Source organism: Variovorax sp. OV700 (genome assembly GCF_900099805.1).
Classification (GTDB): Bacteria; Pseudomonadota; Gammaproteobacteria; order Burkholderiales; family Burkholderiaceae_C; genus Variovorax.
Genome location: NZ_FNDR01000003.1, coordinates 22,288 through 45,793 on the forward strand (window position 1 = coordinate 22,288; position 23,506 = coordinate 45,793).

The 23,506-nt window shown below is 67.5% G+C and carries 22 protein-coding genes; 17 read left to right on the forward strand and 5 right to left on the reverse strand.

Annotation, left to right across the window (positions count from 1 at the left end; translation table 11 throughout):
• Nucleotides 1-19: 19 nt before the first annotated feature.
• Genes BLR24_RS07250 through metG form a run of 3 tightly spaced genes read right to left on the reverse strand, consistent with a single transcriptional unit; the run spans nt 20 to nt 4,051 of the window.
• Nucleotides 20-1,699: a SulP family inorganic anion transporter gene (locus tag BLR24_RS07250; protein WP_093014934.1), complete on the reverse strand. Its 1,680-nt coding sequence runs from the start codon at nt 1,697-1,699 to the stop codon at nt 20-22.
• A 44-nt stretch (nt 1,700-1,743) separates the two neighbouring features.
• Complete coding sequence (locus tag BLR24_RS07255) at nt 1,744-1,941, reverse strand: hypothetical protein (RefSeq protein ID WP_093014937.1); 198 nt, start codon at nt 1,939-1,941, stop codon at nt 1,744-1,746.
• Between the two features lie 16 nt (nt 1,942-1,957).
• Nucleotides 1,958-4,051: a methionine--tRNA ligase gene (gene metG, locus BLR24_RS07260; RefSeq protein WP_093014940.1), complete on the reverse strand. Its 2,094-nt coding sequence runs from the start codon at nt 4,049-4,051 to the stop codon at nt 1,958-1,960.
• 273 nt (nt 4,052-4,324) lie between these two features.
• On the opposite strand from metG, the gene BLR24_RS07265 reads away from it, so the two are divergent.
• The 3 genes from BLR24_RS07265 to BLR24_RS07275 are packed head-to-tail and all read left to right on the forward strand — an operon-like array spanning nt 4,325 to nt 6,832.
• Nucleotides 4,325-5,356 carry an isocitrate/isopropylmalate dehydrogenase family protein gene (locus BLR24_RS07265; protein ID WP_093014943.1) on the forward strand — a complete coding sequence of 344 codons (1,032 nt, stop codon included), beginning with the start codon at nt 4,325-4,327 and terminating at the stop codon, nt 5,354-5,356.
• Nucleotides 5,357-5,381: 25 nt separating this feature from the next.
• Nucleotides 5,382-6,101 (forward strand): phosphodiester glycosidase family protein, encoded by a 720-nt coding sequence (locus BLR24_RS07270; protein ID WP_093014946.1) that lies wholly within the window; start codon nt 5,382-5,384, stop codon nt 6,099-6,101.
• Between the two features lie 44 nt (nt 6,102-6,145).
• Nucleotides 6,146-6,832, forward strand: a complete 687-nt coding sequence (locus BLR24_RS07275; protein ID WP_093014949.1) for a YceH family protein — start codon at nt 6,146-6,148, stop codon at nt 6,830-6,832.
• 16 nt (nt 6,833-6,848) lie between these two features.
• Here BLR24_RS07275 and BLR24_RS07280 read toward each other — a convergent pair whose 3' ends face one another.
• Nucleotides 6,849-7,424: a redoxin domain-containing protein gene (locus tag BLR24_RS07280; protein WP_093014952.1), complete on the reverse strand. Its 576-nt coding sequence runs from the start codon at nt 7,422-7,424 to the stop codon at nt 6,849-6,851.
• Between the two features lie 77 nt (nt 7,425-7,501).
• On the opposite strand from BLR24_RS07280, the gene BLR24_RS07285 reads away from it, so the two are divergent.
• The gene (locus BLR24_RS07285) at nt 7,502-8,155 is read left to right on the forward strand and encodes a TetR/AcrR family transcriptional regulator (protein ID WP_093014955.1); all 654 of its coding nucleotides are present in this window, start codon (nt 7,502-7,504) and stop codon (nt 8,153-8,155) included.
• Between the two features lie 6 nt (nt 8,156-8,161).
• Here BLR24_RS07285 and BLR24_RS07290 read toward each other — a convergent pair whose 3' ends face one another.
• Nucleotides 8,162-9,355, reverse strand: a complete 1,194-nt coding sequence (locus BLR24_RS07290) for a patatin-like phospholipase family protein (protein WP_093014958.1) — start codon at nt 9,353-9,355, stop codon at nt 8,162-8,164.
• Nucleotides 9,356-9,503: 148 nt separating this feature from the next.
• On the opposite strand from BLR24_RS07290, the gene apbC reads away from it, so the two are divergent.
• The 13 genes from apbC to BLR24_RS07355 all read left to right on the forward strand — a co-directional run bounded on the left by apbC (nt 9,504) and on the right by BLR24_RS07355 (nt 23,493).
• Complete coding sequence (apbC, locus tag BLR24_RS07295; RefSeq protein ID WP_093014961.1) at nt 9,504-10,595, forward strand: iron-sulfur cluster carrier protein ApbC; 1,092 nt, start codon at nt 9,504-9,506, stop codon at nt 10,593-10,595.
• A gap of 15 nt (nt 10,596-10,610) precedes the next feature.
• Complete coding sequence (locus tag BLR24_RS07300; protein ID WP_093014964.1) at nt 10,611-11,555, forward strand: LysR substrate-binding domain-containing protein; 945 nt, start codon at nt 10,611-10,613, stop codon at nt 11,553-11,555.
• Nucleotides 11,556-11,799: 244 nt separating this feature from the next.
• Nucleotides 11,800-13,545, forward strand: a complete 1,746-nt coding sequence (locus BLR24_RS07305) for an NAD(P)H-dependent oxidoreductase subunit E (protein WP_175543232.1) — start codon at nt 11,800-11,802, stop codon at nt 13,543-13,545.
• The gene (fdhF, locus tag BLR24_RS07310; RefSeq protein ID WP_093014970.1) at nt 13,542-16,415 is read left to right on the forward strand and encodes a formate dehydrogenase subunit alpha; all 2,874 of its coding nucleotides are present in this window, start codon (nt 13,542-13,544) and stop codon (nt 16,413-16,415) included. Before BLR24_RS07305 ends, fdhF begins: the two co-directional genes overlap by 4 nt.
• Nucleotides 16,416-16,506: 91 nt before the next feature.
• Nucleotides 16,507-16,854 carry a winged helix-turn-helix domain-containing protein gene (locus tag BLR24_RS07315; protein WP_093016265.1) on the forward strand — a complete coding sequence of 116 codons (348 nt, stop codon included), beginning with the start codon at nt 16,507-16,509 and terminating at the stop codon, nt 16,852-16,854.
• A gap of 111 nt (nt 16,855-16,965) precedes the next feature.
• On the forward strand, nt 16,966-17,649 hold the full coding sequence (modB, locus tag BLR24_RS07320; protein ID WP_093014972.1) for a molybdate ABC transporter permease subunit: 684 nt from the start codon (nt 16,966-16,968) through the stop codon (nt 17,647-17,649).
• A gap of 27 nt (nt 17,650-17,676) precedes the next feature.
• Nucleotides 17,677-18,426, forward strand: coding sequence for a molybdate ABC transporter substrate-binding protein (gene modA / locus BLR24_RS07325; protein ID WP_093014975.1), 750 nt, complete (start codon nt 17,677-17,679; stop codon nt 18,424-18,426).
• The gene (locus tag BLR24_RS07330; protein WP_093015007.1) at nt 18,423-19,214 is read left to right on the forward strand and encodes an ABC transporter ATP-binding protein; all 792 of its coding nucleotides are present in this window, start codon (nt 18,423-18,425) and stop codon (nt 19,212-19,214) included. Before modA ends, BLR24_RS07330 begins: the two co-directional genes overlap by 4 nt.
• 68 nt (nt 19,215-19,282) lie before the next feature.
• Nucleotides 19,283-19,828, forward strand: a complete 546-nt coding sequence (locus BLR24_RS07335; RefSeq protein WP_175543220.1) for a DUF3305 domain-containing protein — start codon at nt 19,283-19,285, stop codon at nt 19,826-19,828.
• Nucleotides 19,821-20,477: a DUF3306 domain-containing protein gene (locus tag BLR24_RS07340; protein WP_093015013.1), complete on the forward strand. Its 657-nt coding sequence runs from the start codon at nt 19,821-19,823 to the stop codon at nt 20,475-20,477. Before BLR24_RS07335 ends, BLR24_RS07340 begins: the two co-directional genes overlap by 8 nt.
• Nucleotides 20,401-22,539, forward strand: coding sequence for a 4Fe-4S dicluster domain-containing protein (locus tag BLR24_RS07345; RefSeq protein ID WP_175543221.1), 2,139 nt, complete (start codon nt 20,401-20,403; stop codon nt 22,537-22,539). The genes BLR24_RS07340 and BLR24_RS07345 overlap by 77 nt, the downstream gene beginning before the upstream one ends.
• Nucleotides 22,536-23,153 (forward strand): TorD/DmsD family molecular chaperone, encoded by a 618-nt coding sequence (locus tag BLR24_RS07350; protein WP_093015016.1) that lies wholly within the window; start codon nt 22,536-22,538, stop codon nt 23,151-23,153. Before BLR24_RS07345 ends, BLR24_RS07350 begins: the two co-directional genes overlap by 4 nt.
• Before the next feature lie 109 nt (nt 23,154-23,262).
• Nucleotides 23,263-23,493 (forward strand): formate dehydrogenase, encoded by a 231-nt coding sequence (locus BLR24_RS07355; protein WP_093015019.1) that lies wholly within the window; start codon nt 23,263-23,265, stop codon nt 23,491-23,493.
• The last annotated feature ends 13 nt before the right edge of the window (nt 23,494-23,506 follow it).

Sequence of the window (23,506 nt, forward strand, 5' to 3'; positions counted from 1 at the left end):
TATAGCGGGCCCGTCTGCCTCAGGCATGCGCTCCTACGCCGGGTCGGCCGCTCGTCAGCTCGTCGGCAAAGCCCGAGCGCACGATCACCTCGAGCGGCTGCGGCTGCAGCGACTCCAGGCGCAGCAGCCCGTCGCGCGCCAGCACTGCCCGGTGCAGCTGGCGAAGCGCATCGACGCCGGTCGCGTCCAGGTAGATGAGGTGCGTGGCGTCCAGCACCACCGTCATGCCGCGCGGCGCGCTCTCGGCAGCGTTCACCGCCTCGTCCAGCTTGGCCGCCGCCCCGAAGAACAGCGCGCCGTAGAGCCGGTAGGTGAGCACCGGCGGCTGCATCGTGACCAGTTCGACGCTGAAAAGCTCGCTCATGCGCCGGATGAAGAGGGCGCACGCGAGCACGATCCCCACCTGCACCGCCACGGTCAGGTCGAACACGACTGTGAGAAAGAAGGTGCCGAGCATCAGCAGCCGGTAGTGGCGGCTGAAGTGCCGCAGCTGCCCCGGCGTGAACTCGCGCCATTCGCCCATGTTCAGGCCCACGAACACCAGAATGCCCGCCAGCACCGCGAGCGGCACATGGCGCGCGAGCGGGGCGGCCAGCAGCACCACCACCATCAGCGTGACCGCGTGCACGATGCCGGCAATCGGCGAGCTGCCGCCCGAGCGAATGTTGGTCACCGTGCGTGCAATGGTGCCGGTGGCCGGCATGCCGCCAAAGAAAGGCGTCACCAAATTGGCAATGCCCTGTGCCATCAGCTCCTGGTTCGGGTCGTGGCGCGGCTGGCCGCTGAGCTGGTCGGCCACGCGGGCGCACAGCAGCGACTCGATGGCGCCCAGCAGCGCGATGGTCAGCGTGGGCGTGACCAGCTGCTTGACCGTTTCCCACGAAAAGTCGGGCAGCGCGAAGGCCGGGGCGCCCTCGGGAATGCCGCCGAAGCGCGTGCCGATGGTTTCCACCGGCAGCTCGAAACCCCATGACACCAGCGTGAGCGTCACCAGCGCCACGATGGGCCCCGGCACGCGCGCGCCCACCTGCACCGCGCGCGAGCGCCCCATGCGGCCCGCCAGGCGCTGCACCGCGTGGCCCACTTTCGACTCATTGCGCAGCAGCATCGGCCAGACCGCGAGGCCGAGCACGCAGGCCAGCCCCAGCGCGAAGGCGTAGGGATTGAAGGTGCCGATCTGCAGCGCCATGGCATGCAGCTGCGAGAACACGTCCGCCGGCATCTTGGCCACCGTGAGCCCGAGCAGGTCCTTGAGCTGCGACAGCAGGATCAGCACCGCAATGCCGTTGGTGAAGCCCACCACGATCGACAGCGGCACGAAGCGCACCAGCCGCCCGAGCCCGAACAGCCCCGCCGCGAACATCAGCACCCCGGCGCAGGCGGTCGATATCAGCAGGTTCGCCACGCCGTAGCGTTCGACGATGCCGTAGACGATCACGATGAACGCACCGGCCGGCCCGCCGATCTGCACCGCCGAGCCGCCCAGGAGCGAGATCAGGAAGCCCGCGATGATCGCCGTCCAGATGCCGGCCTCGGGCTTGAGCCCCGAGGCGATGGCAAACGCCATGGCCAGCGGCAGCGCCACGATGCCGACCGTGGCGCCCGCGCCCAGGTCCTTGAAAAAGCGTGTCCGGTCGTAGCCCGCCAACGCATCCAGCAGGCGTGGGCGAAAGCGGGTGATGTTCAGCGGTGACTGCATGGGGCACTCATTGTGTACCCCGCGCCGGCCCGGGTGGCCGCCGTTCAGTCGCTGTCCGGAATCACCGCGTCGGCCGCCGCGCCCACGGCCTTGCCCGTGATGCGTGCGGTGCCGATGGCCGCATCCGCGGCCAGGCCGACGGCACTGGCACCCACGCTCACGGCGGTACCTGCGACGGTCACCACCGCACAGCCGCTCAGCATGGCAACGAATGACGCCAGAAGGAACGCGCGCTTCAGCATGGTGCGGTCCTCTTTGTCAGCGAACCCGCATGCCGGGCGTGGCGCCGGGCCAGGGTTCGAGCACATGGATGCCGGGGTTGGCTTTTTCGTCGGCGTGGCTCGCGGCCAGCACCATGCCTTCGCTGATGCCGAACTTCATCTTGCGCGGCGCGAGGTTGGCCACCAGCACGGTGAGCTTGCCCACCAGCTGCTCGGGCTCATAGGCCGAGGCGATGCCGCTGAACACGTTGCGGGTTTTCTCTTCGCCCGCATCGAGCGTCAGCCGCAGCAGCTTGGTCGAGCCCTCGACCTTCTCGCAGGCCACGATCTTCGCGATGCGCAGGTCGATCTTCGCGAAATCGTCGATGGTGATGGTGGGCGCGATGGCTTCGCCGCCGGGCAGCGCGCCGGCGGTGGCAGCTTCGGCGGCCGGCACTGGCTCGGGCGCGTCGAACAGCTTGTCGACAACCTTGGCATCCGCGCGCTGCATCAGATGCTTGTATTCGCCGATGGCATGGCCCACGGGCAGCGCCTGCGCGGCATCGGGCCACGCGAGCGGTGCGATCTTGAGGAAGGCCTCGACGTTCACGGCAAGCGCCGGCAGCACCGGCTTCAGGTACAGCGTGAGCAGGCGGAAGGCCTCGATGCACACCGTGCACACGTCGTGCAGACGCGCCTCCTGGCCTTCCTTCTTGGCCAGCTCCCAGGGCTTGTTCTGGTCGACGTATTCGTTCACCTTGTCGGCCAGCGCCATCACCTCGCGCAGCGCACGGGCGTAGTCGCGGCCGTCGTAGAGCGAATGCAGCTGCGGCGCCGCGTCGCGCAGCGCGAACAAGAGCGCGTCGCCGTCGGCCGACACCTCGCCCAGTTGGCCGCCGAAGCGCTTGCCGATAAAGCCGGCCGCGCGGCTCGCGATGTTGATGTACTTGCCCACGAGGTCGCTGTTGACCCGCGCCACGAAGTCCTCGGGGTTGAAGTCGATGTCCTCGTTGCGGCCGTTGAGCTTGGCCGCGATGTAGTAGCGCAGCCACTCGGGGTCCAGGCCGATCGAGAGGTACTTGAGCGGGTCGATGCCCGTACCGCGGCTCTTGCTCATCTTCTCGCCGCTGACCGTCAGGTGGCCGTGCACGTACACGGCATCGGGCGCCTTGCGGCCGCTGAAATGCAGCATCGCGGGCCAGAACAGCGTGTGGAAGGTGATGATGTCCTTGCCGATGAAGTGCACCTGCTCCAGGTCGGGATCGGCCATGTACTCGGTGTACGAGATGCCGTCGCCGCCAAGCTCGATGCAGCGCTTGTCGAGCAGGTTCTTGAGCGAGGCCAGGTAGCCCACGGGCGCATCGAGCCACACGTAGAAATACTTGCCCGGCGCATCGGGAATCTCGATGCCGAAGTAGGGCGCGTCGCGGCTGATGTCCCAGTCGCCGAGGCCACCCTTGCCTTCGTCGTCCTTGTAGAGCCACTCGCGGATCTTGTTCTGCACCTCGGGCTGGACGTGGCCGGCGGCGGCGGTCCATTCCTTCAGGTAGGCCTCGCAGCGCGGGTCCGAGAGCTTGAAGAAGAAGTGCTCGGAGCTGCGCAGCTCGGGCTTGGCGCCCGACAGGGCCGAGTAGGGGTTGATCAGCTCGGTGGGGGCGTAGACGGCGCCGCACACCTCGCAGTTGTCGCCGTACTGGTCCTTCGAGTGGCAGCTGGGGCATTCGCCCTTGATGAACCGGTCGGCCAGGAACATGCCCTTGGCTGGATCGTAGAACTGCTCGACGCTCTTGCTGCTGATGAAGCCGTTGGCGCGCAGGTCGCGGTAGATGTCCTGCGCCAGCTGGTGGTTCTCGGGCGCGTCCGTCGAGTGCCAGTTGTCGAAGGAGATGTAGTAGCCGTCGAGGTAGGGCTTGCGGCCCGCGGCAATCTCGGCCACGAAGGCCTGCGGCGTCACGCCGGCCTTGTCGGCCGCGATGGTGATGGCCGCGCCGTGCGCATCGTCGGCGCAGACAAAGTTGACCTCGGCGCCATTCATTCGCTGGTTCCGCACCCAGATGTCGGCCTGGATGTATTCCATCATGTGGCCGATATGGAACTTGCCGTTGGCATAGGGCAGGGCGGTGGTAACGAAGAGCTTGCGCGGGGCGGACATCGGGAAGGGCGCTTTCGGGAGTGGCGAACTTGCTGGCAACGAGGGCGGCCTGGGGGGCCGCATTCGGGAACCGGGCATTTTAGGTGGCGGCACCGCACCTTGCCGAAGACCCCCGATCTCGGAGGCTCGACGAGAGGTTCCGGACCCCCAGTGACCCGAACGGCACCGGGGTGTCTCGGGCGCGACGTATGCTCCACCCCGCGCGTTTCGCCACGCTCCCTCCCCATATGGCGAAGAGATATACAAGATAGATATACAGAAAGCGAGTTTCCGATGACCACCCCCATTTCCGCAACCCTGATTCCCGGCGATGGCATCGGCCCCGAAATCGTCGACGCCACCCTTGCCGCGCTCGATGCGCTGAAGGCGCCCTTCGAGTGGGACCGCCAGATTGCCGGCCTCGGCGGCGTCCAGGCTTCGGGCGATCCGCTGCCGCAAGCCACGCTGGACAGCATCCGCCGCACCCGCCTTGCCCTCAAGGGCCCGCTGGAGACGCCTTCGGGAGGCGGCTACCGCTCGTCGAACGTGCGGCTGCGCGAAGAATTTCAGCTGTACGCCAACCTGCGCCCCGCACGCACCATCATTCCGGGCGGCCGCTTCGACAAGATCGACCTGATGGTCGTGCGCGAGAACCTCGAGGGCCTGTACATCGGCCACGAGCACTACGTGCGTATCGACGGCGATCCGCATGCCGTCGGCATGGCCACCGGCATCAACACGCGCCAGGGGTGCCTCCGCCTGCTCGAATACGCTTTCGAGACCGCCGTTGCCACCGGCCGCAAGAAGGTCACGCTGGTCCACAAGGCCAACATCATGAAGGTGCTGACCGGCCTGTTCCTGGAGACCGGCCTCCGGCTCTATGAAGAAAAGTACAAGGGCAAGTTCGAGCTCGACACGATCATCGTCGACGCCTGCGCGATGAAGCTGGTGCTCAACCCGTGGCAGTTCGACATGCTGGTGACGACCAACCTGTTCGGCGACATCCTGTCCGACCTGGTGGCGGGCCTGGTCGGCGGCCTGGGCATGGCACCGGGCGCCAACATCGGCGCCGATGCCGCGATCTTCGAGGCCGTGCACGGCTCGGCGCCCGACATTGCCGGCAAGGGCATTGCCAACCCCACCGCACTGCTCTTGGCGGCCGCGCTGATGCTCGAGCACGTCAAGCTGCCCGACCTCGCCACGCGCCTGCGCAAGGCCATCGACGACACGCTCAACATCGACAAGGTGCGCACCGGCGACCTCGGCGGCACCGCGGGCACCGCGGCGTTCACGAAGGCGCTGGTCAGCCGCATCCATAACGGCTGAAGCGGAGGCGGCTTTCCGTGACTTCATGAGAAAGCTGCTGCTCCTGCTGGCCCTGTGCGTTGCCGCCGCGGCCAGCCTGGCCGCGGCGGCCGCCGATGCCGAGCCGCGCTACACCGTCGTGAAGATCGACTTGCGCAAGGAACGGCTCGAGCTGTTCCTGCGCGACGACGCCGGCGTCGAGTTCAAGCGCTTCGACCGCCTTGAGGCGTGGCTCGCCGGGCACAACCGGCAGCTCGTGTTCGCGATGAATGCCGGCATGTACCACGCCGACTTTTCCCCGGTGGGCCTCCTGGTGCAGGATGGGCGGGAGGTTTCGCCGCTCAACCTGTCGACCGACGCGGGCAACTTCTTCCTCAAGCCCAACGGCGTGTTCCTGGTGTCCCGCACGGGGAGGCCGCGCGTGGTCGAGTCGTCGGAGTACCCTGCGCTGTCCAAGGGCGTTCGGCTGGCTACGCAGTCGGGCCCGCTGCTGCTGCGCCGCGGCGCCGTGCATCCCGCTTTCATTCCCGACTCGGATTCACGGAAGATCCGCAACGGCGTGGGTGTGTCGGGCCATACCGCGATCTTCGTGATCAGCGAGCAGCCCGTGAACTTCTACGAATTCGCGCTCTACTTTCGCGACGTGCTGCGCTGCCGCGACGCGCTCTACCTCGACGGCACCGTGTCGGCTTTGCATTCGCCCGCCTTGCGGCGCAGCGATTTCGTCAGGGAGCTGGGCCCGATACTCGGCGTGGTGGTGCCATGAACCGGCTTCAGGACACCGCGTTTTCATTCAGGATTTATTGAGCAATGACCCAGGCCCTTCCCATTCTTTCGCTCGTCGAAACCCGCGTGCTCGGCGTATTGGCCGAAAAGCAACGCACCGTGCCCGACAGCTATCCGCTGACGCTCAACTCGCTGGTGTCGGGCTGCAACCAGAAGACCAGCCGCAGCCCGGTGCTCGAACTGAGCGAGGCTCAGGTGCAGGCCGCCATCGACAGCCTGAAGGGCTACAGCCTGGTCGCGGAAACCAGCGGCGGCCGGGCCTTTCGCTACGAACACAACATCGACCGCGTGCTGCGAATTCCTTCGCAGTCGGTCATCCTGCTCACCGTGCTGATGCTGCGCGGCCCGCAAACGGCCGGCGAACTCCGCATTGCCTGCGACCGCATGCACAACTTCGCGGACATCTCTTCGGTCGAGGGCTTCCTCGATGAACTCGCCGAGCGCCCGGCGGGCGCCTTGGTGGTGAAGCTCGCGCGCCTGCCGGGTGCGCGCGAAAGCCGCTGGGCGCATCTGCTGAGCGGCGCGCCGGCGGAAGAGGTTGCCGGGCCGGGTGGCGGCTCGGCCGAGGGAGCGTATGCATCTCACGATGCGTCGCTTGGTGAGGTGGCGGCGCTCAAGGCCAACGTGGCGCGGCTGGAGGCGGAACTCGCGTCGCTGAAGGCGCTGGTGGGGCGGGTGTGTTCGGAGCTTGGGATTTCCGAGGCGGAGTGATCCGGCGCCGCCGGCACTAGCCCATCAATGCCGGTGTTGTCGGCGGCACCGGCCGCGCAGAGCGCGCCTCGCCGGCCAGCTGCAGCAATTCGTCGACCTCCCAATGGTCGTCCGCATGCGCACCGTACTTGCACGCCACGATGCGCCCCTGCGCGTCGATGAGAAAGTCCGCCGGCAGACCCAGGATGCCGTTCTCGGCCCGGGTGTAGAAGCGCCTGGCCGCCAGGATCCACCGCAGCCCGCTCCAGAAGACCCGGGGATTCAAGAGCGCTCGCACGGAGGTCTCGACGCCGAACGCCTTGAAGTACTTCTTCCCGGGGTCGGCGATGCAATCGAACGGAAGCTGCGCCTGGTACTTGAGCATTTCTTCGCGCGACGAATGAAAGAAGACGAGCTGGCGAATGCCGGCCGCGGCAGTTTCCGCATGCCGCCTGCCCATGGTCAGCAGATGAAAGTTGCACACCGGACAACCTGCGAAGCGCCGGAACTGAAGATGCACGTAGCGCGGCAGCGGGTCCGGAACATGGGCAGGCTTGCCACGGATGGTGCTGGCGGCAATCGCGGGAGCTGTGTCGCCGGGTGTGAATTTCATGAGTTTTCCTCTTTAAACGTACGATGTACGTAATTAAATATACTCGCCTCTTCCAAACTGCGTCAACATCCGGTTCCATGGGACGACCCGCCAAATTCACGCATTCGCAACTCCAGGCCGCCGCATTGGCCCTTGTCGACAGGGAAGGGCTGGCGGGGCTGTCCATGCGCGCGCTTGCCGGCGAGCTGGGCACCGGCGCAATGACGCTCTACAACTATGTGTCGCAGCGCGAGGACATCGACCTGCTGGTGGTGGAGGCGGTGATCGGCGAAGCGCGCTGGCCGCTTGCCGACTACGCGCAATGGCAGGATGAAGTCCGGGCCATCGCCACGGCCTTGTGGCAGGCCGTGCGGGCACATCCCCACGCCATTCCATTGATCCTCACGCGCCGAAGCCGTTCGCCGGCCGTCTTCGATGTGACCGAGGCGATGCTGCGCGCCCTGGCCCGCAGCGGGCGCTCGGGGCAGGGCCTGCTCGTTGCGTTCCGCGCCGTGTCGGGGCTGATCACAGGGCTTGCGCAATCCGAACTGGCAGGGCCCCTGGCGCTCCAGGCCACGGAGTCGGCGGAGCTCACCATCGCGCGATTCCGGGCTCTGCCGGCCGAACGCTTTGCGCACTTGATCGACATTGCGAATGCAGCAGCAAACAGCACGGCGGACATCGAGTTCCAGGTGAGCCTTGAGTTGCTGCTGACGGGCCTTTCCGCAGACGGCGGCAGCAGTGCCCGCTGATCTGCTTCAGGCAGCCGCATCCCACCCGAAGAACCGCAGCACCTCGCCCTGCTGCCGCATCGCGTCGGCGCGCCCGAGCGCCATCAGCTCGCGCGTGTAGGCCGATTCGAACAGCAGGTAGCTTGCGAGAGCGCCGCCCTTCACATCGGCCGCGGCTTTGGAGCCGCCCAGCAGGTGGCGCACCGCGCCGGGCAGCGCGTCGACATGGCGTGCCGCGATCACGTCGAGCCGCTCCGACGGAGAAATCACCAGCAGGTCGAGCGGACGCAGCGAGCTCGAGGCGCGCGCCTCCTCGGGGATGAGGCCGAGCGTGTGGTTGATGCGCCGAAGCCGCTCGATGTCCACCGCCAGCGCATCGAGAAAGATGCTCGACAGCGCATGGCCCGCGATCTGTGCCATGGTGGGGTAGCCGCTGTAGGTGTTGGGCGCGTCGGCGTCGCGCGGCTCGTGCATGCGTCCGGCACCGATCACCAGGATGCGCTTGGCGCCGAGGTGGATGGCCGCGGCAATCGGCGCCGACTGGCGCATCGAACCGTCGCCGAAATATTCGGTATGTCCCTGCATCGGCAGCGCCGTGGCCGGGAACACGAAGGGAATGGCGGACGAGGCCAGCAGGTGCGCGTGGCTGATGCGGTTGCGCACCGAGAGCCGCTGCGAACGCACCCATGGTTCCATCGGCACGGCCGCTTCGAAGAAGGTGACGTGCTCGCCCGAGCTGTAGCTCGAAGCGGTAACGGCCAGCGCCTGCACGTGGCCCTCTTGCATGAGCCGGGGCAGCCGGTCGAGCGGCACCATGCGGCCCAGCAGCTGGGCCAGCGGCGTGTTGTCGAGCAGCGAGCGGGGCTTGATGCGCATCCAGTTGGCCGCGAAGCGCCCGAGGCCGAGCAGCATGCGCCAGCGCGCACCACTGCCGATGACCGAAAGCGAATCGGCGTGGTAGACCTGCCCGGCGTGGAAGTCGCGCCAGACCTCTGCGATGCGCGCGACGGCTTCGTCGAAGTCGTCGGCGCCGCAGGCCAGCGCCGCCGCGTTGATGGCGCCGGCCGATGTGCCGGTGATCACGGGAAAGGGATTGCCTTCGCGAGCGAAACCTGCCGCACGCCGGATGCCGGCAATGGCCTCGAGCACGCCGACCTGGTAGGCGGCCCGGGCACCGCCGCCGGTGAGCAAAAGACCGGTGACCGGGGGTGTCTCAGGCATTGTTCTTGTTGATGTGGCTGTTCAAAAAGCGCTTGCATCCCCCGTGGTTCGCGGGTGTTGCCCCCGGCAGCGGGAAGGCGAAGCGGCCCGAAGCGCGCGGGGCCCGCTGGCAAGCCACTAGACTACCCGCCATTCAGGAGTTAGATCAATGGCACTCACCCCAGAAGGGCTCATGGACGCGCTCAAGGCCGTCCAGGACCCGAACACCGGCAAGAATTTCGTGGCGACGCGCTCGCTCAAGAACCTGCAGATTTCCGAAGGCGACGTTTCGTTCGACCTCGAACTCGGCTACCCGGCCAAGAGTCAGCACCCGGCCCTTCGCAAGGCGCTGGTGACGGCCGCCAAGACGGTGCCGGGCGTGAGCAACGTCTCGGTCAACATCACGACCAAGGTCATCAGCCATGCGGTGCAGCGCGGCGTGCAGCTGATGCCCAACGTCAAGAACATCATCGCGGTGGCCTCCGGCAAGGGCGGTGTGGGCAAGAGCACCACGGCGGCCAACCTGGCACTGGCGCTGGCGGCCGAAGGGGCGGCCGTCGGGCTGCTGGATGCCGACATTTACGGCCCGAGCCAGCCCATGATGCTGGGCATCGAGGGCCGGCCCGAGAGCGAGGACGGCAAGACCATGGAGCCGCTGGAGAACCACGGCGTGCAGGTCATGTCGATCGGTTTCCTGGTCGACCAGGACGAGGCCATGATCTGGCGCGGCCCCATGGCCACCCAGGCGCTGGAGCAGCTGCTGCGCCAGACCAACTGGAAAGACCTCGACTATCTGATCGTCGACATGCCGCCCGGCACTGGCGACATCCAGCTGACCCTGTCGCAGCGGGTGCCGATGACCGGCGCGGTGATCGTCACCACGCCGCAGGACATCGCGCTGCTCGACGCCAAGAAGGGCATCAAGATGTTCGAGAAGGTCGGCGTGCCGATCCTGGGCATCGTGGAAAACATGGCGGTGCACATCTGCTCCAACTGCGGTCACGTGGAGCACATCTTCGGCTCCGAAGGCGGCAAGAAGATGGCCGAGCAGTACCAGATGGAATACCTCGGCGCGCTGCCGCTGGACATCAACATCCGGCTGCAGGCCGACAGCGGCAAGCCGACCGTGGTGGCCGACCCTGACGGCGAAGTGGCTGGCATCTACAAGGCCGTCGCGCGGCAAGTGGCCGTGGGCATCGCCGAAAAGGCTAAGGACTTCTCGGCGAAGTTCCCGACCATTTCCATCAGCAAGAACACCTGATCGGCGGCGCGCCTCGTGAATCTTCTCGCGTCGATGCGCTACCTGGTCGCACTGAGCGAGCACAAGCATTTCGGACGCGCGGCGCAGGCCTGCCACATCACGCAGCCGGCCTTGTCGAATGCGCTGCGCTCGCTCGAAGGCGAGTTCGGCGTGGTCATCGTCAAGCGGGCGCGCGTGTACGTGGGCCTCACGCACGAGGGCGAGCGCGTGCTGGCCACGGCGCAGCGCATGTTGCGGGACAACGAGGTGCTGCAGCAGGAGCTGCGCAGCGAAGAGGGCCATCCGCGCGGTCGGCTGCGCATGGCGGCGGTGCCTACCGCCATTCCGATGCTGTCGCGCTTTGCGGCGATGCTGCACGAGCTGCACCCGGGCATCGTGCCGGCCGTGCTCTCGATGAGCTCGCAAGACCTCGAAATGGGGCTGGAAAGCCTTTCCGTCGACCTGGCGCTGGGCTACACCGAACGCATGCACCTGCCGGGCATCAAGCTCACGGCCTGGCCGCAGAGCGTTGAGCACTACTTTCTGCTGCGCCGCGCGGCCAAGCCCTCGGCAGACCGGCTGCGCATCGGCCGGCCGATGTCGTGGGCCGACGCCGGCAAGCTGCCGCTGTGCCTGCTCACGCCTGACATGCACAACCGCTTCATCATCGACCAGGCGTTGCGCGATGCCGACACCGTGGTGGAGCCGGCCATTGAAACGAACTCGGTACTTACCCTTGCATTGGCCGTGCTCGCGGGGACCGTCAGCAGCGTGCTGCCGGGGTCGATGGTCGCGGCCGTGCGCAGCTACCGCGAACTGGAGGCGCTGCCGCTGGTGGAGCCCGAGGTCAAGACTCCGCTGGGCTTCATGACCCAGACCGGCGTGCGCCCCTCGCGCGCGCTCGATGCCGCCCTCGTGTTCCTGCAGACGCCGGCCTGGCGCGAGCAGGTGCGGCTGCACAGCGGCGCGCTCGGCGAATAGCTGGCGGCCGGCCCTGAGCGGGCGCACCATTTAGTTATTGAATCGATCGATGCGCCGATCGAATTTGACGCACCCAGGGCGGCCCCACACACTCGGTCAGCCTCCCAGCATCCGCTCGGGGCAGAGCCAGACAGACACCCGAAAAAAGGCCTAGGCAGTGAACAACCACCCAGCCACGACCCGCGAGACAACGACAAAGGCGGCCACTACGCACACCATCGTGCCGCTCGCCACCGCCGACGAAATGCGCGAGCGCATCCGCCGCAAGAGCAAGCTCAAGGGCCGCCAGCCCGAGGAAGCGGCATTGCTCGAAGTGCGCACGCTCATCGGCGCGCCCCCGGCCGAGGGCCACCGGCGCGACCTGCTCATCGAGCACCTGCACAAGCTCAACGACGCCTTCCGCTGCCTGCATGACCGCCACCTGGTGGCGCTGGCGCGGGAAATGAACATCCCGATGGCCGAGGTCTACGAAGTCGCGACCTTCTATCACCACTTCGAGGTGGTGCGAGGCGACGATGCCGCGCCGGGGCTCACGGTACGCGTGTGCGACGGCTTGGCCTGCGAACTGGCCGGCGCCAGGGATTTGCTGGCGCGGCTGCCCGAACTGCTCGGGGTTGAAGGCGGCGACGTGCGCGTGATTGCCGCGCCTTGCGTCGGCCGCTGCGAGCAGGCGCCGGTGGCGGTCGTCGACCAGCAGGCCGTGCCGCTCGCGACCACGGGCAAGGTGCTGCAAGCGCTGAAGTCCGATCCAGACGAAGCCACGGTCTCGTATTTCGATGCCGCCGCGTTCGCAGAGAAAAGCGTCTCGCCGCCGCCCGGCGCCATCGAGCGCATGCCGGCATTCACCGACTACGACTCCTACCGTGCCCATGGCGGCTATGCGCTCGCAGCCGCGCTGGTCAACGGCGAGGAAGACGCCGAGGCCATCATCAAGACCATGGAAGACTCGGGCCTGCGCGGCCTGGGCGGCGCAGGCTTTCCGGCCGGGCGCAAGTGGCGCATCGTGCGCGACCAACCGGCGCCCCGGCTCATGGCCGTGAACATCGACGAAGGCGAGCCCGGCACCTTCAAGGACCGCACGTACCTCGAGCGCGACCCGCACCGTTTCCTCGAAGGCCTGGTGGTGGCGGCGCAGATCGTCGGCATCGAGCAGTGCTACATCTACTTGCGCGACGAATACCACGACTGCCGCGCGCTGCTGGAAAGAGAACTGGCCCGGCTCCAGGCCGATCCGCCGTGCGCGCTGCCGCGCATCGAGCTGCGGCGAGGCGCAGGTGCCTACATCTGCGGTGAAGAGTCGGCCATGATCGAAAGCATTGAAGGCAAGCGCGGCGAACCGCGCATGCGCCCGCCGTACATCGCGCAGGTGGGCCTGTTCGGCCGCCCGACGCTGGAGCACAACTTCGAAACCCTTTATTGGGTGCGCGACATCATCGAAAAAGGCGCGGCCTGGTTCAGCGGCTTCGGCCGCAACGGCCGCAAGGGCCTGCGCAGCTTCAGCGTGAGCGGCCGGGTGAAGCACCCGGGCGTCAAGCTCGCACCGGCGGGCATTACGGTGCAGGAACTCATCGACGAATACTGCGGCGGCATGCTCAACGGCCACTCGCTCTATGCCTACCTTCCGGGCGGTGCGTCGGGCGGCATTTTGCCGGCGCGCATGAACGACATTCCGCTCGACTTCGACACGCTGCAGCCCTACGGCTGCTTCATCGGCTCGGCCGCGGTGATGGTGTTGAGCCAGCACGACCGCGCACGCGACGCCGCGCTCAACGTGATGCGCTTCTTCGAGCACGAAAGCTGCGGGCAGTGCACGCCATGCCGCGTCGGCACCGCCAAGGCCGCGGCGCTGATGCACGCGCCGGTATGGGACAACACCACGCTCGAAGACCTCGCGCAAGTCATGGGGGACGCCTCCATCTGCGGACTCGGACAGGCGGCCCCCAACCCGATTCGCTGCATCCAGCAATATTTCCCGGAGGAGGTGGCATGAACGCCCCGTCGAAACTTGCGGAGCTGATGCCGCAAACCATCGAATTCACGCTCGACGGCCAAGCCATCCAGGCCTTCGACGGCGAGACCATCTACAAGGCGGCCGAGCGCCATGGCGTGGAGATTCCGCACCTTTGCTACAAGGACGGCTACCGCGCCGACGGCAACTGCCGCGCCTGCGTGGTCGAGGTGAAGGGCGAGCGCACGCTCGCGCCCAGCTGCTGCCGCAACGTCACGGCCGGCATGGAAGTGAAGGCCACCAGCGAACGCGCGCTCAAGAGTCAGAAGATGGTGGTCGAGATGCTGCTGTCCGACATGCCTGACCAGGGCTACAAATGGATCGGCGACGACGCCACCCAGCAGCACGGCGAACTCAGCGCCTGGGCCAAGAAGCTAGACATCGCGGTGCGGCCCGAACTCAAGGCGCTGCGCCGCGAGCAGCCGAAGACCGACATCTCGCACCCCGCGATGGCCGTCAACCTGGACGCCTGCATCCAGTGCAACCGCTGCGTGCGCGCCTGCCGCGAAGAGCAGGTCAACGACGTCATCGGCTATGCCCTGCGCGGCGGCGACAGCAAGATCGTGTTCGACCTGGATGACCCGATGGGCGACAGCACCTGCGTGGCCTGCGGCGAATGCGTGCAGGCCTGCCCGACCGGCGCACTCATGCCCAAGAGCCATATCGGCTCGCAGCAGGTCGACCGCAAGGTCGATTCGGTGTGCCCGTTCTGCGGTGTGGGCTGCCTCGTGACCTACAACGTGAAGGACGAAAAGATCGTCAGCGTCGATGGCCGCGACGGACCGGCCAACCACAACCGCCTGTGCGTGAAGGGCCGCTTCGGCTTCGACTACGCGCACCATCCGCAGCGCCTGACCAAGCCGCTGATCCGCAAGCCGGGCATGCCGAAGGACTTCGGCGATGCGCCGCGGCCGGACGACTGGAGCGAGTACTTCCGCGAAGCAACCTGGGAAGAAGCGCTGGCGCTCACCACCGGCAAGCTCTCGGGGCTGCGCGACACCTACGGTGCCAAATCGCTCGCGGGCTTCGGCTCCGCCAAGGGCAGCAACGAAGAGGCCTACCTGTTCCAGAAGCTGGTGCGCACCGGCTTCGGCAGCAACAACATCGACCACTGCACGCGCCTGTGCCACGCCTCCAGCGTTGCCGCGCTGCTCGAAGGCGTGGGCTCGGGCGCGGTGAGCAACCAGGTCAACGACGTGGAGCACGCGGGGCTGATCTTCGTCATCGGCTCCAACCCCACGGCCAACCACCCGGTCGCCGCCACCTGGATGAAGAACGCCGCCCAGCGCGGCGCGAAGATCGTGCTGGCCGACCCGCGCCGCACCGACATCAGCCGGCACGCATGGCGCACCCTCCAGTTCAAGGCCGACACCGACGTGGCCATGCTCAACGCGCTGATCCATGCCGTGATCGACGAAGGCCTGGTCGACCAGGAGTTTGTGCGCACGCGGGCCAGCAACTACGAGGCGCTGCGCGAGAACGTGAAGGGCTACAGCCCCGAGGCGATGGCACCCATCTGCGGCGTGCCGGCGGAAACTCTGCGCGAAGTGGCGCGCGCCTTTGCCACCGCCAAGGGCTCGATGATTCTCTGGGGCATGGGCGTGAGCCAGCACGTGCACGGCACCGACAACGCGCGCTGCCTCATTGCGCTGGCCACCGTGACCGGGCAGATCGGCAAGCCGGGCTCGGGCCTGCATCCGCTGCGCGGCCAGAATAACGTGCAGGGCGCGAGCGACGCGGGCCTGATCCCGATGATGTTCCCCAACTACCAGCGCGTCGACAACCCGGCCGTGCATGCGTGGTTCGAGAACTTCTGGGGCACGGCGCTGGACGCGACGCCGGGCTACACCGTGGTCGAGATCATGCACAAGGCGCTCGCGCCCGACACCGATCCGCACAAGGTGCGCGGCATGTACATCATGGGCGAGAACCCGGCCATGAGCGACCCCGACCTGAACCATGCGCGGCATGCGCTCGCGAGCCTCGAGCACCTGGTGGTGCAGGACATCTTCATGACTGAGACCGCCTGGCTCGCCGACGTGGTGCTGCCCGCAAGCGCCTGGCCCGAGAAGACCGGCACGGTGAGCAACACCGACCGCATGGTGCAGCTCGGCAAGCGCGCGCTCAATCCGCCGGGCGATGCGCGGCCCGATCTCTGGATCATCCAGCAGATCGCCACGGGCATGGGCCTCGCGTGGAACTACGAGGGCGAAGAGTCCGGCGTGGCCGCGGTCTACGAGGAAATGCGCCAGGCCATGCACGCGGTGATCAGCGGCATCAGCTGGGAGCGGCTGCAGCGCGATTCGAGCGTGACCTACCCTTGCCTGAGCGAGGAAGATCCGGGCCAGCCGACCGTGTTCATCGACGACTTCCCGACCGCAGACGGCCGCGTGAAGCTGGTGCCGGCTGACATCATTCCGGCGGACGAGCGGCCCGACGCCCAGTATCCGTTCGTGCTCATCACGGGCCGCCAGCTCGAGCATTGGCACACCGGCAGCATGACCCGCCGCGCCACCGTACTCGATGCGCTGGAGCCCATGGCCACAGCGTCGATGAACCAGGCCGACCTGCTGAAGCTGGGGCTCCAGGCCGGCGACGTGATTACCGTGCAGTCGCGGCGCGGAGAAGTGGCCATCCACGTGCGGCGCGACGACGGCACGCCGAACGGCGCGGTGTTCGTGCCCTTTGCCTACTACGAGGCGGCCGCCAACCTGATGACCAACGCCGCGCTCGATCCGATGGGAAAGATCCCGGAGTTCAAGTACTGCGCGGTGCGCATCCAGCGCGGCGGGCAACCGATGGCGGCGGCCGGCTACGGCACCGGGTCGGGCGTGCTGGCGACGGTGGACTGACGCGGGCGGTGGTGCAAGCCGCGCTGGTGTCGAGGCGCGCATGGTTTAACCTTTGCGCCCCGTCGCCCCAGCACCGCTCACCACCACCGGCATGAAAACCAGAGTCCAGTTCCGCCTGCGCATCTACAGGGACGACAGCATTGCCTTCGGCCCCGGCAAGATCGACGTACTGGAAGCCGTGGCGCAAACCGGCTCGATCTCGGCCGCGGCGCGCCAGCTGGGCATGTCGTACCGGCGTGCCTGGATGCTGATCGACGAGATGAACCACGCTCTGAGCTCCCCGGCCGTCAACACCGCCGCTGGCGGCTCGCGCGGCGGCGGCACCGCGCTCACGCCCGTGGGCGAGGAAATCGTCAAGCACTACCGTGCCATCGAGAACGCCGCGCGCCTGGCCACGGCGGCCGACGTCCGCGCGCTGACGCGCCTGCTGGCGCCCTGATCCGTCGCCCGCGCTGTATCCGCAAGGATATCGGCGCCATCCTCCCGCAGCCGCCACGGACCTCTTTTCGAGGGGGAAAGTCCGTTCGTGCAACAATTGCGTTGTATCTTCATGAATACGACGAACTCCCTCATCGCCTCGGCCGACTGGTTTCCGCTGGTGCTGTCTCTCAAGGTGGCCGCGGTCGCGACGCTGCTGGCGCTTGTTGCCGGCGTGGCGCTGGGCTGGGTGTTCGCGCGCAAGCGTTTTCCGGGCGACACGGTGCTGGAGGCGGTGTTCATGCTGCCGCTGGTGCTGCCGCCCACGGTCATCGGCTACGCCATCCTGGTCGCGGCGGGGCGCCATAGCCCCCTCGGCAGCTGGCTGCGCGAGCATTTCGACTATTCCATCATCTTCAGCTGGCATGGCGCCGTCGTGGCTTCGGCCGTGGTGGCGCTGCCGTTGGTGCTGAAGTCGGCCAGCGCCGCCTTCGCGGGGGTCGACCGCTCGCTCGAAGCCGCCGCCAGCACGCTGCGGCAGTCGCCGTTCTCGGTTTTTCTGCGCGTCACGCTGCCGCTGGCCTGGCCCGGCATCCTGGCCGGCACGCTGCTCGCGTTCGCGCGGGCCATGGGCGAGTTCGGTGCCTCGCTGATGGTGGCGGGCTCCATTCCGCAGCAGACCCAGACCTTGTCGATGGCGATCTACGACGCCGTGCAGGCCGGTCATGACGAGCTGGCGTTGCTGCTGGTGGTGGTGACGTCTGTGCTGTCGGTCACGGTGCTGGTGCTGTCGAACCGCTTTTTCTCGCTTCGCTGACTGGCTCACCCTTACCCGAGAACCTCCATGCGTCCGCTTCGCCTCCTGTCTCTTGTTCTGGCCATGGCGCTGCCGCTGGGCGCGGCGGCCCAGCAGATCACCGTGTCCGCGGCCGCCAGCCTGACGGACGCGTTCAAGGCGCTGGGGCCGAAGTTCGAGGCCACCAAGCCGGGCGCCACGGTGCGCTTCAACTTTGCGGCTTCGGGCGTGCTGCTGCAGCAGATCGCACAGGGCGCACCGGTCGACGTGTTCGCCAGCGCCGACCAGGAGACCATGGGCCGCGCCGCCGAGCAGAAGTTCATCGATGCGGCAACGCGCCGGAACTTTGCGAGCAACGCCCTGGTGCTGATCGAGCCGCTGAGAGACGCGGCAGGCGTCCGGTCGCTGCAGGACCTTGCCGGCGCGGGCGTGCGGAAAATCGCGGTCGGCAAGACCGCCACCGTTCCGGTCGGCCGCTACTCGCGGCAGGTGCTGGAAGGGGCGGGGCTCTGGAGCACGCTCGAGCCCAAGTTCGTGCAGGCCGACAGCGTGCGCCAGGTGCTCGACTACGTGGCCCGCGGCGAGGTCGAGGCCGGCTTCGTCTACCGCACCGATGCGGCGGTGATGGGCGACAAGGTCAGGGTCGCCTTCGCGCCGGCAACCTCCATGCCGGTGACCTACCCGGTCGCGGTGGTCGCCGACAGCCGGCAGAAAGCGCTGGCCGGCGATTTCGTGGCTTTTCTTTCGAGCGACGCCGCGCGTGAAGTCCTGGCGCACTACGGCTTCGGCAAGCCATGATCGACGTCGACCTGAAGCTCACGGTCACTGACGGCACTCGCCGCTTCGATCTGGCGGCGCGCTTCGCGACCGACGTGCCTTTTGCTGCGCTCTACGGGCCCTCGGGCGCCGGCAAGACGCTCACGCTGCAAGCGATTGCGGGGCTGCTGCATCCGTCCGCGGGCCATGTGCGGCTCGACGGCCGCACGCTCTACGACTCCGCGCGCGGCATCGACGTGCCGGCGCCCGCGCGGCGCATCGGCTACCTGTTCCAGAACTACGCGCTGTTCCCGCACCTCTCGGTGCGCGAGAACGTGGCCTTCGGCCTGACCGCGTGGCACCAGCGCAAGCTGCCGCCGCGCGAGGCCGAGATGGTGCAGTCGCTGCTCGAAGGCTTCGGTCTGGCGGCGCTGGCCGACAGCCGGCCACAGAAGCTCTCGGGCGGCCAGCAGCAACGCGTGGCGCTCGCCCGCGCGCTGGCCTGCCAGCCGCAGGTGCTGCTGCTCGACGAGCCCTTTGCCGCGCTCAACCCGATGCTGCGCAGCGAACTGCGCAACGAGCTCGCGCAGGTCCGCCGCCAGTGGGGCATTCCGGTGCTGATGATCACGCACGACATCGACGACGTGCTGGCGCTGGCCGACGTGGCTTTCGTCTACGACAACGGCCAGGTGGTGCGCGAGATCGACCTGCACAACGCGCAGAGCCGCGATTTCGCCCTGCGCGAGGTGGGCGGCGTGCCGGCCACGGAGGCCACGCCGCTGCATCGAAAGCTGCGCGGGCTGCTGCTGCGGGACGCGCGCGGCGCGTGAGCCGGCCGTCGGAGGGCGCGGATGACCCTCGCCGCGAGAGCGCCTTGCGGCGGCGCTACGATCGCGGCATGAATCCTTCCATCGATGTTGCCGTCGTGATGCGCCGCGAGCGCGTCGATAGCCGTTGGCAGTCCTGGCGCTGGATTCTCGAAAGCGTCGGCCCCGACCAGCCCGGCTTCGGCAACGAGCCGCGCCTGCTCGAAGCGAGCGATGGCGCGCAGCGCTGGCTGTACCCCGGTTTCAAGACCGAACTGTTCCGCGACGAAGTGGAGGGCTACCACCTGAACGCCACCACGCCCGCGCCCTGCTGGTTCGTGCTGTGGCGCATGGAGGAAAACCCCAGCATTGCCGACGAGCCGCTGGCGCGGCCGGTGGTGGTGAGCCTCAGCTACAACGAAGCCGGGCGCTGGCTCGATGCGCAGGAAACGGTGGAGCAGGTGCCCGCGCCCGAAGAGGTGATCGAGTGGATGCGCGGCTTCGTGCAGGCGCACTACGTGATGGAGCCCAAGCGCCGCAAGCGGCCCGAGAGTTTCCGCCCGCTGGTCGACCGCTTCGGCAACCCGGCCAGCGTGTCGACCGAGAAAAAGCGCGGGCCGGGAGCGGGCGATGTCTGAGAACTTTTTCGACCGCTGGTCGCGGCGCAAGAAGGAGGCGCGCGAAGAGCTTTCGCCGCCTCCCGAGTTGCAGGCCGCGGACGAGGTGCAAGGCGCGGCCGCTGCACGCGTCGAAACCGCAACACCCCTGCCCGCGGCGCCGAGCACCGCGGCTGGCCTTCCCACCGAAGGGCAGGGGGAAATACCCGCACCCACGCTCGCCGATGCGGAAGCGCTCACGCCCGAGTCCGACTTCCGGCCCTTCGTGGCCAGGAACGTCGCGCCCGAGGTGAAAAACACCGCCTTCAGGAAGCTCTTTGCCGACCCGCAGTTCAATGTGATGGACGGCCTGGACACCTACGTCGACGACTATTCCAAATCGACGCCGATCCCCGACAGCGTGCTGCGCCAGATGGCCAGCGCCAAGTTCCTCAAGCTGTTCGAGCACGAGGAAGAAGAGCAAGTGCAAGGATCCGGAGAACCCGCGGAAATCCCGCACGTCGCCGCGCCGCCGGACATGGCACAGTCCGAGCCTCCGGGAGATATCCCCAGCCAGCAGGTTGCCGATGCGCAACCCGCAAGCCACAAAACCGATGACCACCACGCTGATCTGCGACTGCAACCAGACGATGCCGCTCGAGCCGAAGACGCTCGGCGCAGCGCTGGCTGAGTCGCTGCCCCTTCATTCCACGCTGTGCCGTCGCGAAGCGCCGGCTTTCCAGCGCGCCATCCGCTCGGGCGACGACGTGGTGGTGGCTTGCACGCAGGAGCGCAAGCTGTTCACCGAGCTGGCCGAGCAGACCGAAGGCGCGACCTCGCCGATCCGCTTCGTCAACATCCGCGAAACCGGCGGCTGGAGCCGCGACGCGAAAAACGCCAGCCCGAAGATCGCCGCGTTGCTGGCGGTGGCCCACCTGCCGGAGCCCGATCCGGTCTCCACGGTGAGCTACGCCAGCCAGGGCCGGCTCCTGATCGTCGGCCCGCTCGACGAAGCCGAGAAGGCTGCCGCGCTGGTGACAGACACGCTGCAAGTGTCGATCTTCTCCACCGGTCCTGGCGCCACCGGCGGCGGGCAGGAACGCCGCTGGCCCGTGATGGCGGGGCGCATCGCGTCGCTCGAAGGCTGGCTCGGCGCCTTCTCGCTCAAATGGATGCGGGACAACCCTATCGACCTCGACCTGTGCACGCGCTGCAATGCCTGCGTGAGCGCCTGCCCCGAGCAGGCGATCGGGCTCGACTACCAGATCGACATGGCCAAGTGCACCTCGCACCGCGACTGCGAAAAAGCCTGCAGCGTGGCCGGCGCCATCAACTTCAGCCGGGCACCCGAATCGCTCGATGCCGGGTTCGACCTGGTGCTCGACCTGGGCGCCACTGCGCTGATCGACTGGCATGCGCCGCCGCAAGGTTATTTCCACCTGGCGGGCGGACTCACGCATGCCGAAGGCCTGTCGACCCTGCTGCGCCTGCGCGAGCTGGTGGGCGAGTTCGAGAAGCCGAAGTTCTTCGACTACAAGCAGAAGCTCTGCGCCCACAGCCGCAACGAAGTGGTGGGCTGCAACGCCTGCGTCGAGGTGTGCTCGGCGCACGCCATCTCCAGCGACAAGGAGCGCCAGCGCATCGTCGTGAATCCGCAGCTGTGCGTCGGTTGCGGTGCCTGCACCACCGTGTGCCCGACCGGCGCGCTGGGCTACACCTATCCGCGCACGCCCGACCAGGGACGCAAGCTGCGCACGCTGTTGACAACCTACCTTGGCGCCGGCGGCCGCGATGCCACGGTGCTGCTGCACAACGAAGAGGGCGGGCAGGCGCTGGTCGAGCGGCTCGGCCGCGAGGCGCAGCTCGGGCACGGCAAGCGCGACGGCCTCGGCGGCGTGCCGGCGCATGTGCTGCCGGTGGCGCTGATGCATGTCGCGAGTACCGGCATCGACCTCTGGCTCAGCGCCGTTGCGTTCGGCGCGTCGCAGGTGGCGGTGCTCTCCACCGGCGAAGAGGCGCCCCAGTACCTGGACGCACTCAAGAATCAGATGGCCGTGGCGCAGGCGCTGCTCACCGGACTGGGCTACACCGGCACGCATTTCCATCTGATCGAGGCCGCCACGCCCGCCGCGCTGGATGCGGCATTGGCGGGCCTGCGCGCCACCCGGCAGCGCGTGCCTGCCACCGCGGCGCGCTTTGCCGTGGGTGCCGAGAAGCGCGGCACGCTCGAGATGACGCTGGACCACCTGATGGCCCAGGCGCCCGCGCTTTCGGCGCATTCGAACGATGCCGCCGCACCCCTCGAAATTCCGCTGCCGAACGGCTCTCCCTTCGGCGCGATCACCGTCAACAAGGACAGTTGCACGCTGTGCCTGGCCTGTGTGAGCGCCTGCCCCGCGAGCGCGCTGCAAGACAACCAGAATGCGCCGCAGCTGCGCTTCATCGAAAAGAACTGCGTGCAGTGCGGGCTTTGTGAAACCACCTGCCCCGAGAACGCGATCGCGCTCGTGCCGCGGCTTTTGGCCGCCCCCGAGCGCAAGCAGCCCGTGCTGCTCAACGAGGCCAAGCCGTGGGCCTGCATCCGCTGCGGCAAGCCGTTCGGTACGCAGAAAGCCATCGAGGCAATGCTCGGCAAGCTGGCGGGCCACGCCATGTTCCAGGGCGAGGCGCTCGAGCGGCTCAAGATGTGCAGCGACTGCCGGGTGATCGACCTGTACAGCGCGCAGAACGAGATGAAGATCACGCAGCTATGAGTCAATTTCCTCCAATGACCTCGGCGCTCGACGAGGAAATTGCGCGGGCCGAGGTCTACGGCCTGCTCGCGCGCCTCTGGTATGCGGCGCCCGATGCCGAACTGCTCGGCGCCTTCGGCGTGGCGCCCACCGAGGCGCCCGCGGCCGGCGCCTTTCTCGAGGAGCCCTGGCGGCAGCTGGTCGGCGCGGCGCGCGCCACCGATGCCGCCGCGGTGCATGCCGAGTACGACGCGCTGTTCGGCGGCATGGGCAAGCCCGAGATATACCTGTTCGGCTCGCACTATCTGAGCGGCTTCCTCAACGACAAGCCGCTGGCGCAACTGCGCACCGACCTCGCCCGGCTCGGGCTCGCGCGCGGCGAGGCCGTGCCCGAAAGCGAAGACCATGTTGCCTGCCTGTTCGAGGTAATGCGCTACCTTATTGCCGGTGACGACGCGGCGGTAGCCAACCTTGCGCAGCAACAGGCTTTTTTCGCCACCCACCTGCAGTCGTGGCTGCCGACGCTCTGCGACGCAGTGGCGCAACATCCGAAGTCGCATTTCTATGCCTCGCTGGCCGGTTTCACCCGCGCCTTCGCCGAGGTCGAAGTGCAGGGCTTCGACATGCTCGGTTGATCGCATCAATGGAAGAGCTTGATTGTCGGGAATAAGGGTCTCGACTAGTATCCAGATGTATGCAAATCAGTTCATATCTGGTTTGCCCCCAGCCACTCCTGGAGATCACATGCAGGACAGCCAAGCGGTCGGCGTCAAGCCGGCCTCGCGTCGAGGTTTCTTTTTAGGTGCCGCCAGTGCCGGTGCCGCGGTTGCCGCGGTTTCGGTGCTCCCGAAGGTGGTCGACACCCCCGCGGCCGTCGAAGCTGTCGCGCCCGCGGCGAAGCCCGCGCCTGAAAAGGGCGGCGGCTATTCGCTGAGCGAACACGTCAAGCGCTACTACAAGACCGCTTCGGCCTGAAGCGGACCCCACG